This is a genomic window from Pseudacidobacterium ailaaui (genome assembly GCF_000688455.1).
GTDB classification, from domain to species: domain Bacteria; phylum Acidobacteriota; class Terriglobia; order Terriglobales; family Acidobacteriaceae; genus Pseudacidobacterium; species Pseudacidobacterium ailaaui.
Genome location: NZ_JIAL01000001.1, coordinates 1 through 12,020 on the forward strand (window position 1 = coordinate 1; position 12,020 = coordinate 12,020).

The 12,020-nt window shown below is 58.9% G+C and carries 10 protein-coding genes and 1 CRISPR repeat array; of the genes, 3 read left to right on the forward strand and 7 right to left on the reverse strand.

Annotation, left to right across the window (positions count from 1 at the left end; all coding sequences use genetic code 11):
- Nucleotides 1-45 precede the first annotated feature (45 nt).
- Nucleotides 46-1,093: direct repeats of the CRISPR family, unit length 36 nt; unit sequence CTTTCCGCAGTGGAAACACTGCGGCCTCATTGAAGC.
- Nucleotides 1,094-1,258: 165 nt separating this feature from the next.
- From N655_RS0100010 to N655_RS0100040, 7 genes are all read right to left on the reverse strand, one after another.
- Nucleotides 1,259-2,137, reverse strand: coding sequence for a hypothetical protein (locus N655_RS0100010; protein WP_026441349.1), 879 nt, complete (start codon nt 2,135-2,137; stop codon nt 1,259-1,261).
- A complete protein-coding gene (locus N655_RS16420) occupies nt 2,134-2,493 on the reverse strand; it encodes a hypothetical protein (protein ID WP_049961143.1) in 360 nt (119 codons plus the stop codon). The genes N655_RS0100010 and N655_RS16420 overlap by 4 nt, the downstream gene beginning before the upstream one ends.
- On the reverse strand, nt 2,493-3,491 hold the full coding sequence (locus N655_RS16425; RefSeq protein WP_202900299.1) for an RAMP superfamily CRISPR-associated protein: 999 nt from the start codon (nt 3,489-3,491) through the stop codon (nt 2,493-2,495). Before N655_RS16425 ends, N655_RS16420 begins: the two co-directional genes overlap by 1 nt.
- Nucleotides 3,452-6,445: a hypothetical protein gene (locus N655_RS0100025; RefSeq protein ID WP_202900300.1), complete on the reverse strand. Its 2,994-nt coding sequence runs from the start codon at nt 6,443-6,445 to the stop codon at nt 3,452-3,454. Before N655_RS0100025 ends, N655_RS16425 begins: the two co-directional genes overlap by 40 nt.
- Nucleotides 6,442-7,383: an RAMP superfamily CRISPR-associated protein gene (locus N655_RS0100030; RefSeq protein ID WP_049961145.1), complete on the reverse strand. Its 942-nt coding sequence runs from the start codon at nt 7,381-7,383 to the stop codon at nt 6,442-6,444. Before N655_RS0100030 ends, N655_RS0100025 begins: the two co-directional genes overlap by 4 nt.
- Nucleotides 7,380-8,405, reverse strand: coding sequence for a type III-B CRISPR module RAMP protein Cmr1 (gene cmr1 / locus N655_RS0100035; protein ID WP_026441352.1), 1,026 nt, complete (start codon nt 8,403-8,405; stop codon nt 7,380-7,382). The genes N655_RS0100030 and cmr1 overlap by 4 nt, the downstream gene beginning before the upstream one ends.
- Before the next feature lie 99 nt (nt 8,406-8,504).
- Nucleotides 8,505-9,692: an IS256 family transposase gene (locus tag N655_RS0100040; protein WP_026441353.1), complete on the reverse strand. Its 1,188-nt coding sequence runs from the start codon at nt 9,690-9,692 to the stop codon at nt 8,505-8,507.
- Between the two features lie 367 nt (nt 9,693-10,059).
- Between N655_RS0100040 and N655_RS16430 the strand changes: the two genes are divergently transcribed.
- Genes N655_RS16430 through N655_RS0100055 form a run of 3 tightly spaced genes read left to right on the forward strand, consistent with a single transcriptional unit; the run spans nt 10,060 to nt 11,805 of the window.
- Nucleotides 10,060-10,737, forward strand: a complete 678-nt coding sequence (locus N655_RS16430; RefSeq protein WP_049961146.1) for an ABC transporter ATP-binding protein — start codon at nt 10,060-10,062, stop codon at nt 10,735-10,737.
- A gap of 60 nt (nt 10,738-10,797) precedes the next feature.
- Nucleotides 10,798-11,526: an ABC transporter permease gene (locus tag N655_RS0100050; protein WP_238324399.1), complete on the forward strand. Its 729-nt coding sequence runs from the start codon at nt 10,798-10,800 to the stop codon at nt 11,524-11,526.
- Nucleotides 11,527-11,583: 57 nt separating this feature from the next.
- Nucleotides 11,584-11,805 (forward strand): hypothetical protein, encoded by a 222-nt coding sequence (locus N655_RS0100055; protein ID WP_026441355.1) that lies wholly within the window; start codon nt 11,584-11,586, stop codon nt 11,803-11,805.
- Nucleotides 11,806-12,020: the final 215 nt, after the last annotated feature.

The following is a 12,020-nucleotide window of genomic DNA, read 5'->3' on the forward strand; positions in this document are numbered from 1 at the left end:
ATTGAAGCGCGCCGCTAAAGTTCGCGTCGGTGCAATCGGCACCGCCTTTCCGCAGTGGAAACACTGCGGCCTCATTGAAGCACTTTTAGTGCTGTAGATTCTCATCATCGTGCCTCCTCCTTTCCGCAGTGGAAACACTGCGGCCTCATTGAAGCATGGCCGCACAGGTGCTTTGTCGTATGGAACCGTGCCGCTTTCCGCAGTGGAAACACTGCGGCCTCATTGAAGCCAATACTTCGCCATTCGTGCTACCAGGTTGAATATTGCTTTCCGCAGTGGAAACACTGCGGCCTCATTGAAGCTCAAACATCCAGACAAGCCATATCAGGCACAAGGTCTTTCCGCAGTGGAAACACTGCGGCCTCATTGAAGCTCTTGAAAATCATCTACAATCTTTTGTCTTTCCTCCTTTCCGCAGTGGAAACACTGCGGCCTCATTGAAGCATGAGACTATCTCACAGCCAGACAATTTTTTCAGCCCTTTCCGCAGTGGAAACACTGCGGCCTCATTGAAGCACACATTTTCGGCAGCGGATGCGGGGCGGGTCGTATACTTTCCGCAGTGGAAACACTGCGGCCTCATTGAAGCAAAGTGGCGCAGGAGTGGCTGGCATGGCCTTATCGGCTTTCCGCAGTGGAAACACTGCGGCCTCATTGAAGCAAATGGTTTGGGTCCCAGGAGGCTGCCTTTCAGGCGCTTTCCGCAGTGGAAACACTGCGGCCTCATTGAAGCAATCGAAAAGGGTTAGCGCATATTTGACTGGAATGGCCTTTCCGCAGTGGAAACACTGCGGCCTCATTGAAGCACTGGACTAATTTCAGCGGTGCTCGCATTAAGAGTCTTTCCGCAGTGGAAACACTGCGGCCTCATTGAAGCAATAATACTGACTTCCGCGGGGCTGATTGTTACGGGGCTTTCCGCAGTGGAAACACTGCGGCCTCATTGAAGCTTTCTTTGCCAGGCGCTCCAGCTTATTGCGCACCTCTTTCCGCAGTGGAAACACTGCGGCCTCATTGAAGCTCGGCGTCGCGCAAATCGAGAAAACCCAGAAATTTGCTTTCCGCAGTGGAAACACTGCGGCCTCATTGAAAGCCGTCCCTTTTCCAGAAATTCTGCTCGTCGCGGCAATTCGCAGCAATCCTAACCCCAACTCCACCGGCCATTTGCATCCTTTGAAATCATCGAGCATCTCACTTACATCCGGATTCCATTTCTCGATCTCTCCATTTCTCCATATGCACTGCTTCGCGCTAACGCTCAGTTCTCAGCATCCCTTTTCCAGATTCCATCCTCCTCGAACATCCATCGATACTTATCCCTTTCGTCTTCGTCGCGTACTCGTGAACCCGGTGTCCACAACGGCGTTTCCGAGACCTTGCGAAACGGATTGACTTTCGTTCGATCCCACCCTGCAAGCAGTTCCTGGCCTCCGACAATCTCTGGAACATGATCGTCGGGTCGGGTGTGTGCGAGCAGATGGCTGCTTTGAACCGCGGGCGCGTCCTGATTCAACGACACTCCAGCGCCGAAAACCTCGGAAGCCGGCGCCATCTCAATCCGACGCAGCCGGCCGAGCCCGTATCGCGTGTCGCCCCCCAGAAAGAGATCAGTGAGGTCGCGCAGTTCCGGCAAGTCCTGCTTAAGGAACACGTAGCCCACAAAGGCAACGGGAGATTCGTTGCTTCGCCACTGGGGCAGCACGCACTCGGTTTCGCGCAAACTGCCCTCCTGGGCGCTATCAGAATCGGGATCAATGGCGGTTCCCGGGCGGGCATCCAGCAGCCGGAGGCGCATCTGATGATTAGTGAGGTCGTGCTTGACGTCCGACCGGTCCTCGCGCCGCCAGACCAAACCATCCCGCTCTTCATACCGCGGCAGCCAGGCCCGCCAATGCTTCCCGTCGCATTCCCCAGGATACAGGTAGCTGAAGCGAGCGTTCTTCTGCAGCGTTCTGCCCACTTCTTCGTAACTCGGGAAACCATTCTCTCGGCGTCGCGTCATCTCGGCCGTAAGGGCGCCCCACAGAGCACGCGAGGGCACATACAGCCGGCAACGATTCAGGCTCCCTGCGGGCAGCGCTCCCACGAACAGAGAAGACTCCAGCCGCCACGTCCAGCGATAGAGCGTCCAACTCACTGCGCCTTCGCCTCCCTGGCCTTGGCGTGATAGCGGCCATAGACGAGCGCCTGGCGGAGCAGGTCCCGCGCGAAGAGCAACTTGTCGAGATCCCCGGCGAGCGTTTGTAGGGCGTTGAACAAGTCGCCGGTCCCGAGTAGGGGCGAGCCTGCGGGAATTTTCTGAAGGAAGTCAGCAAGTTTGGAGCTGACATTGCGTCCAGCGTCCTTGCCTTGCGCATGGAGAAAGAGAAAACAGGCATAAACGCCTTGCTCTTCCAACACGCTCAACGCGCTAGTCAGCGTCTTGTCATCGACTTTATCGAGTTGAGCCAGCTCCCGGCCGAGTTTCGCGCATTCGACGTCCAGGTTCTGCATCAGGCACCTCCTGTCGGCTTGGGAGCGGTGGGCTGCTGTGGAGTCGCTGTGGGCGACAACACGCGGAGGCGTCCCATCCCGCGTGTACCCATCCCGCCGATCCCAAGGCATTCCATATATGGGTGTGCCGCGGCCACTACGTTGAAAACTCCAGCCGTGTCCTTCACTGCGTCAACGGTGGCGTCGCTCACCTTGAAGTGTGCCGGGTTCTTCGAGCTCACCTCCCACAGGAGTACCGTGGAACGCGGGAGCGCTTCGTAGGTAAACAGCGCGCCTTCCTCGGCTGCTCCGGTTTCTGGGTTGATGGACACGGAAGTCCGCACTTCCAGATAGCTGTTGACGATGTGGGAAAAGAGCTTGTCGGAGACGGCTGCTAGGTGTTGACGGATATACTCCGGAATCTCCAACTTATTCAGGGCTGGACCAGGATCTTGGCCATTGCCGTACTGCTTCACCTGGAGCAACAGCCAGCCAAGGTTGAGTGCATATCCTGCTTGCGACCGAAAAATGACGTGATCCTCTAGATCCGGGAAATCGCCAGCAACCAGCCGCATCGCCCCTGGACACGTGATCCAGACCGGCCCTTCGCACGTCGCCACAGGAAAGAGCAGGACCTGCGCATCGCTAAAGGCGGCCAGCCCGGCGAATCCGCCGCCCGCGCTCCGAGCGAAACCGAACACGGTACAGATCGGACACTCGGGCTTGCCGCAGTGGCCTCCCTTGCCTTGCTTGTCCGGCTGCCCCTGGCCCGCGCAGTCAGGGTACTTATCTTTGGCCATGGCGGCATAGGCCCGATAGACACCCGCCAGGCTCGATCCGGGAATCTTTGGCACACGCGTCACCGGATCCCGGACGATTGATTGATCCACGCGACCGAGACGCCCGCCGCCGGTGCCGACGTGAATTGGGTCGACTGCTATCCCTGTGATGCGGCGCGTTTTGAAGCTTTCTCCCATGCTCAATCCTCCATTTCCTGCTTCAGCCAGCCCAGATGCCATTCGATGGCCCATTCCAGAATGCCGTCGCGAGCGGCTTCCGTCAGGTGCTCCAGCGCTGCGCCCGAAACGCCGAGCCGGTTGCGCAGAACTGCATGCGCAAGGGCAATCCACTCCTTGTCTCCGCCGTCCACCCAACCTCCGTCTGCGTTGCGCCAGGCGATTTGCCGCTCTTTGAGTTCCGCCCATGCGCCGCGCAAGGCGCCAAGGCTCGGCGTGACGCGCTCTAGCAGAGCCCACGTGTCCCGCATGCGGCCGAAATCGGAAAGGTACCAACTCTTGGCCTTCTCAAACCGGCGGCCGGTCGCGTCCAGGAAGACCGCGGTCACGCGGCTCGGGTGGACCACGACGCCATCTCCACGATGGAGAGCCGCGGCATGCCGGTACAACGTTCCGCTCGGATGTTGGAAGTCGCGGACATCTCGGAGCTCACGATCCTCCACACGGACGTACGGATAGAAAACGTCATCGCGGCCGTCGGGCAATCCGGTGGGCACGAGGACCGCTTCATAGGCGCGATCGGAACGAACGAACGTCAAGGCCGTCACTCCGTACTTTGTGCGGCGGTCATGCACGCGCCACACTTCGGGTTCCGTTTCCGCCAGATCCGCTTCCAAGTTGCGGGTGCTCTCGATCACCGCCGGAAATGTCGTCATCCTGGGGAATGCAACGATACCCGCGCGGAGCGGCATCCGGTCCCAGATACGTCCAAATTCTTCCTGCCACTTTTCCAAAGCAGTTTCGATGCACGCTGGGGCGCATTCGAGAGGAACAAGCACGCGAAACCGTTGTGGACTGCGTTCAAGAGGAATCACTGGCGCGTAGGCCGCAATCTTGTCGGGGTCGTGCACACGTTGAATGGTAAGAGTGCGCGTCTGGCCGTCGTCACCTTTCACTTCCAAGGATCGACCTTGCAGGCTTGGCGCCGGCGCATCCGCGTCGAGACAACGAGCCAGATTGCAGATGGTCACGAAGCGGCCTAAATCGCCTCGGTACAGCACCTCAAAAGGATCGTTTCCAAGCCGTCCAGCATACGTCTCCCGGTCCTCCCAGCCGTCCGCATTACCTGGTTCCACCAGCAGCCGGCGAGTCCTCCACCGGTTCGGATGAGCGGCGGCTATTTCACGGAAGCGCAGGAGTAGTTCATCGAAGAACGCCTCGGCACTGCGCCAGAAGCGGTAGATGCGGCCAGGCGACGGTAACTTGCGGAAGAGTTGGTGTACGATCCACAGAGCCCGTGTATCGTCGTCGAGCTGCCCGCATTCCGGCGCTTCAGAGCGGTCCTCGACGATCTTAGAGAAATAGCTGGACCAGGCGGATTCGTACCGGTAGCCCTCTTGCAAGCTGCGGAGCACCGTATCATTCTTGTCGAAGTTCGAGAGCTTCGCCCGAACATACTCAACTAAAGACGCAAATGGTTTGGCAAGATCGATCGGGTTGTCGAGATTATCCAACGTGGCATTGAAGCGCCGCCACTCGCCGATGCTTTGCGCGCGGAGGGAATCAACGTGATCGCCGCCAATCCAGGCTTCGATGTCGAGGTTGAAGCTCAATAATGCGACGCGGTCATTGCCGTCTGCGACTTCGGAGATCCAGATCGTGTCCCCATCGCCATTGAGCCAGGCATCGAGCCGTCCCGTACGCCGATCGGCGCACGCGCCGCACACGCGCTGCTTGCGGGCATTGTCGGTTCGGTCGTTCGTGTGGGGTCGATTGAACCGCACCTGACAGACAGGACATACGTGGCCTCCCGCCGGGCCGGGCTCCGGGACCTCCCATGTCCGGTGCAGGGGAATGGCGAGAATCTCGCGTGCTTTGCGGAGCTGCTCCACCATGCCGATGAACGATCGCGTGGAGTCAGATAGCACTATGACCGGCGGCGTCTCAAACTTGTTGCACTTCGCGTATTCGTCAACCTGCTTTTCAATCGCCTCGCTCAGGATCTTCGCCGATGCATCATCCAGGCTACCGTGTGAATCCTGACTGGTCGCGTCGGAGCGCAGGCCAGGGAAGGTGAAGGCCAGCGCCTCGTCATCCCGGTAGATCAGCGAACCTATCGCGAGGTCCACTTCGATCAAGCGCCGGACTTGGTCAAAGAAGCCGTCGATGTCACGCCGGGCGCCGGCCCAATCGCCAATCTTCACGGCCCGCGCCTCGTAGTGGCGGCTGCCAAGACCGATGGTGAGCACGCGCCACCGCGTCTGCTGCTTCAAATTCGTCCATTCGTTGCGTTGCGACAGAAGCGCGCCGGCAACTGCTGACTTGAACAGCGCTGCAGCGACGTAGGACTGATCCCAGAGCGTAACGTCGTTGTTCGGCAGCCGCGTTTCGGCAAGTGTAGAAAGGAATGCCTCGCGCAGCCAGCCGTCAGGACCTATAGCCGCCTCGCGCCATTGCCACCACGGATGCGCGTCTGTGTCCGCGGTCTGAGCGAGCTTGTGTAAATCGTCAAGCAGTTTTCCGACGCGCTCCAGCAGGCTTTCGAAGGCGCCCGGCGCCAGAATGGGCGGCGGATCGGCAAGGAGATTCCTCACCGGATGCCCGAACGGCGAAGCCAGCCACATGTGCGTGATGTCCTGGCCGAGGTACGCAGAGGTGGAGCCAGGCAAGTTCTTTTCGATGCCCGAGGCCATCGCGTGGGCAGCCTGGAGGAAGCCGACCAGGCTACTTTGTGATTGCCCAGCGTCGTACTTTTCTAGAAATTCGGCCAGGCTGCCAGGCAGAGACACCTTACTCTTGGGCAACCTGAGCCACGCGAGCTGGTCGCTCCAAGCGGGCATGAGAGTCTTGTGCCATTCCTTAGGCTCGTAGTTCACGCCAGCGCCGCCGTGATGCCGCAGGAAATCGGGATGCGCCTTCTCGGCCATGTGAAGCCAGCCGATGGCCTCGCAGGCCAGCAGGAGCGATCGGCTCTCCCGGAGTTTGGTGATCATCATTTCCTGGGCCGGAACGCTCATCTCTGATCGACCTCTGATGAAAGCAGAGTGGCAAGCTCGTTCTTCAACTTGTGGAGTGTGCTCTCTTGTTTCCACTCCCCGCCATTGGCTCGGGCTTCTCTTACTTCTGCAATACCCCAGCCGGCGGTACGCTTGGCCGAAAAACCGTAGACTGTGAGGAGTTGCTCGGCCGCATCAAGCAGCTTTTGGAGCGCATCGATGCGGCCGGCAGATCCAAGGCCATCGTCGCCTGGGAGAGGCGCATAGAGCAGGCGCAGCACGCCTTCGGTGTCCGGCGGAACGACTTCGTAGAGAATGGGCTGCGTGCCTGCGCGCGTCTTCCGGCTGTGCGGATTGATCACCTCGAAACTGACTCTGTCGAACCAAGTCGGATAGAAGGCCAGCGACCCTCGCTGAAAATCCTCCTGCTCCCCCTTCTCATTGCCGAAAAGATGAATGACCCAATCCGGATCGGACCAGTCGTTCATCTTGCCGCCGTGCCGCTGAAGGCACTCCTGCAAGCCAGCCTGCATCCGGCAGGCCCAGCGAAGAAGCCCTTTCCAGCTTGCTGCGGACATGTAAGGAACACCAAACACCCGGTCCTTTCGCACCGGGTTGTCCAAAACGTGGAATGGGCGGTCGTCCTTCGAGTACCAGGGCGAAAGCAGCTTGAACTTGATTTCGATGGCAAGCCAGTACCTCAGGAGAGGTGCCCCAAGGTCCGGATCCAGTTTAAGCTCGAAGGGAAGTTGGAGCGTACCAGCGGCCGCGCGCTCCTGATAGCACTTCCGCGCCTCGTTTTTCTTCTGGTTCCCTGTCCTGGAGTCTAGATCCATCTCACCCTTGGTGAACCATATCGTGCAGCCGTCAACAAATCCAGATACCAGCCCGCCCGGTAAGGCCGACTTCGCGGGGCATGCCTGGAGAGATGCCAACTCAGCGTACAGATCGAACCTCATCGAACACCTCCCATAGCCTCCACCAACAGACGATCGAGAATGGTTGGACCTGTAAGGAACTCCTCGTTTTTCAAATCCTGCCAAACGTATTTCAACCGCTTGCGCATGTCGTCCAGAGTCAGCAGGCCGGGCTTCACGAAACCAAACGTACGCGCAGGGTCTTTGAAGCTGAACACCTTCTTGCTCTCTGCTCGCCCGCCGGCCAGCCACCTCTCTGGCTGCGCGGACGGGCTTCGGTCGCTATGGCGCCTCGGGTGTTTTCTGGTCTCGGGACATTTTGCAGGCGCGTTGTGTATGTTTCCGCAGTCGATACAAGTCTTTCGCTGGTCGCGGCCGAGGACGCTGTTGAAAGTGCTACTCGTCGCACTGTTTCGTGTTACGAACCTGCTTCCAACGCACCAGAAGTTCTCGACCGACGCCCAGCCGAAATCACCATGGTCGAGTGAGCGCCAGTCCGATACTACGTAGCGTTGTAGCGCTTCTTTCGTCATTGGGCGGTTAATAGGGCGTTGCGCAATGGCGATCAATCCGTAGTCCTGATGGTGCAGTTCTTTTTCTCGATCCTTCTCATCTGACGGCTTGAGCACCGTCTTACCGCCGATAGCGCCATAGTCGGCGATCAGACGCAGTGTGAGGTCGAGCAATGCCCACTCCTCCTCACGCATCGGACGCAGGGGTGTGAAACGAAATCGGAAGGTCTCATCCTTCTTAATCTGACCTCGTTTGATCTTGCCGCTTTCATCCAACACATCGAACCGGAACTTCCGCGCCCAGCCCGTACAACCGAAAAGCTCGCAGACCGCACAGCGCTTATTAATCTTGTCCGGACAGCGGCCAACGGAATCCGTCGGATCACAAGCGCAGCCATTAAGCCCACGAACCACCACCTCGAACCACCAGCGGAGCGAGCCAAGCAAACCCGTCGGAATCGTGTGCTCCCCCTCCCGGTCTGCATCCCCTGTCCAGATTGCAGTGTTGGCTTTGAGCACCCACACTCGCGGGTCTGAACCCTGTGTAGTCATCTCTTCCCCCGGAACAGCCAGGCGCTACACATCCTTCCAGCGATAAGATATTGCCCGATTCCAAGTAATCGTTCAACAAAAATTTGGTCGGGGGTGACGTCAAGCTGCTTGTGTAAATACGCGGAGGGTGCGGTTTTTCCATTCCAGATTGAATCTCTGGAAGATGGAGTAGATGATTCGGTCCACGGACTGCACGTTGACGAAGCAAACCATGGGCCTGGTTCTTCGACGCACTTCGACGAAGCAGCGTTCAATGATGTTGGTGGTGCGCAGCTTGCGCCACAGGTGCTTGGGAAAATGGTAGAAGACCAGCAGGTCGGGCAGATCGCGTTCCAGTTGCCGCACCATGGTGGGATATTCCCGGCGCCAGCGGCGGCTGAAGGCGCGCGCGGCAGCCTCGGCCTGACGGCGGCTATCGGCCAGATAGATGGCCTGGGCATCCAGCTTGACGGCATCATGGTCGCGCTTGCGCACCTTGTCGAGGATATTGCGCATCTTGTGCACCCAGCAGCGTTGATGGGCTACGCGGGGATAGACGGTCTGGATGGCGGCAGCCAATCCGGGGCAGCCGTCGGTGACGATCAGCAGCAGCTTGTCGCCCTTCAGACCGCGCCGGTAGAGATCCTCAAGCAACGCCTCCCAGTGAGCCTGACCCTCACCCTGGGTGCGCAGAAAGCCGAGCAGTTGCCGGGTGCCGTCCCGGCGCACGCCGTAGGCCACCAGCATCTGCACATGCTGCCGTCCCGCCGGCCGGCGCACCTTCAACGCCACGCCATCCAGAAACAGGTAAGCCCATTCGTCCTGCAGGGCGGCTCGATGAAACTCCCGCACCGCCTGATCCAGATCACGCGTCAGCCGCGAGACGGTCTGGGCACTGATCGTCTCGCCCGTCAAAGTGGCCACCAGCCGACCCACCTGGCGGGTAGAGATGCCGCGCAGAAACGCCTCCCGGATGAGTATGGCCAGCTCCGGCGCCCGGCGTTGGAACTTCTCCATCGCCCGGGGAAGAAAGCTCTTGCCGCGGGCCCGCGCCACGCGCAGCCGGATGGTGCCGAAGCGGGTCACAAAATCCCTCTCGTAATAGCCGTTACGGTACTGTCCCGGCTTGCGCGTTCCCCGTTCGTAGCTGTCCCAAACTGCATACTGATCGCGCAACCGCTCCGATTCCGCTTCCAGAAATCGCTTCCAGGCCACCTGCGTCTTCTGCTCCAGGTCGCCCCAGAAGCTCTCCTTCAGGTTGGTCAAGAAGTGCTGAAAATGCTCGGTGATCGATACAATCTTCGCCATGGGTGTAAGGCTCCTTTTCAAGTTCGGCTTTAGCTCGTCAGGCCAAAGCCACCTTACACCCTCCTGCCTTTTACACAATCGAAGTTACGTCACCTTGGTCGGGTCCTTGATCGCCGGTCTGCGCATTGCTGGAAGCCACCCTCCGCCTCTCTCAGGTCCGGCTGGGGCCCCTCACTCTTCTAAGCAAGACCCCGTGCGTCCGCCCTCGTCAGCACCATCAGACCTCCTGCCGGAATTCGGACCCTTATGACGCCGTTGTCCTCAGCTAGCTCCTGTTCCGGGTGTAAGAGATCCCTCCAGCATCGGCTCCAGGTTGGCATCCTTTTTAGGGAATGCTGGAGAACATCGGATAAAATACAGCCCTGGCATGATGCTTGAAATCAGAGGGCTGGGCCGCACTCTTCCACCGCCCGAGCAGCGCATTCTGCTGCGCGGCATTAGCTTTGCACTGGACCGCGGCGAGGTACTTGCCGTCGTCGGACCCAGCGGCTCGGGCAAAAGCACACTTCTGCGCCTTCTGAACCGGCTGGATGAGCCTTCCATGGGAGAGGTGCTGCTTCAGGGAAGGAACACCCGATCCATTCCGCCCCGAGAACTGCGCCGCCGCATCGGCATGGTCATGCAAAGAGCCTATCTCTTTCCCGGAACGGTTGCAGAAAATGTGTCCTATGGTCCCAGTCAACACCAGTCGTCCTTTGGGGAAGAAGAAATCCAGGCGCTGCTCGAACAGGTCGGCCTCCCGGGATATGCCGCCCGAAATGCCCTTACCCTATCTGGAGGAGAAGCCCAGCGCGTCGCCATCGCGCGGGCCTTAGCCAACCAGCCTGAAGTCCTCCTGCTGGACGAGCCAACGTCCGCCCTTGATGAAAGCTCCAGACGCACGATTGAAGACTTGCTGGAATCCTTGGTACGCCAGCGTCACCTGACTTGCATCTGGGTCACCCATAACATGGAGCAGGCCCGGTCCATAGCTGATAAAGTGGTGGCAATCAAATCCGGAGAAATGATCGCCTGCGGAAGCGTTCAGGAGGTGCTTCGCGCCTGATCTTCTATGCTGGAACACTTTTTTCACTCACGTCTCGCTCTTGGCTTGGCTGAATCGGCTGTGACCTTCGCTGTTGCCCTGCTGGTCATGCTTCTGGCCAGACAACGCGCAGTCGGTTTGCTGAAGGACCTGCCCCTGGCCATGCTGCGTGGCATGGTGCAGATCGTCATCGTAGGCGCTGTGCTCGCGATCATGCTGCACGCGCGGCAGTGGACTTCCGTTTTGGCGCTCATCGCCATGATGCTTGCCGCATCCAGCATCGTGCGCCGGCGTGTCCGCAAGATTCCAAGTAGTTTTTCTCTGGCCTTGATATCGATTTGTGCAGGAGCCGGGACAATACTGGCCATCATGGTCTCGGTGGGTGTCATTCCCTGGACGATTTCCATGCTGGTGCCAGTGGGAAGCATGGTGATTGCCAATACGATGAATACGCAGTCCCTGTTTCTTGAGCGCCTGCATGGAGAAGTCATTGCGCATACAGGTGAGATTGAATCTGCGCTGGCGTTGGGCGCCGCTCCAGAGACGGCATTATTGCCTTATTTGCGGGCCGCCTTCCGGGCGTGTCTCATCCCTTCCGTGGACAACATCCGCTCGCTTGGGATTGTCTGGATCCCCGGCATCATGGCCGGAATGGTGCTTTCCGGAGAGCCTCCGCTCTTTGCCGCCTTCTACCAGTTTGTTGTGCTCACCATGATCTTTTCCTCTTCCGCCCTTGCCTGCCTTGTTGCAAGCCAGCAAGTGCCGCAGCGCATCTTCTCCACGCAGCAGCAACTGCTTTTACGCGGGTAAATGTGCTGGCTACAGAACCGCCGCAAGTGCGCTCCGGTTCGCTATCATAAAAAAGAAATGCCGTTTCCTAGAAAGGTCTGTGTCATCTGTTCGCAAGAGTTTGAATTGAAACCGGACAAGCCTGGCTTTGCCAACCGCTGCCCGGAATGCAGTCTGGAGGAGAACGAACACTCTTCTTCTGGTGCAAAAGCCGAAACCGTAGACCGTCGAGCAGCAAGCGAGCTGAATGCAGCCCGCCGAAAGGCCATTCGTGACCTGCTTTACCGCAAAGACAGCTAGGAAAGAACCACGGCCCCAGGCGGCCCACCGGATTGGAGGGAGTGCTGTCCCGTTCACCCCGGCCCATACCCGTCTAAAGTCAAAATTTCCCCATTCGGCACGGAGCAGTTTCTCTTTTACAATCAAAGAGCTAGCCTGAACACTGGTAAAGTCCTCCGGAGGCAGCCGGACTACGCTTCCCCCGAGGGCCGTAAGCATTAAAAACCTGACTCCCC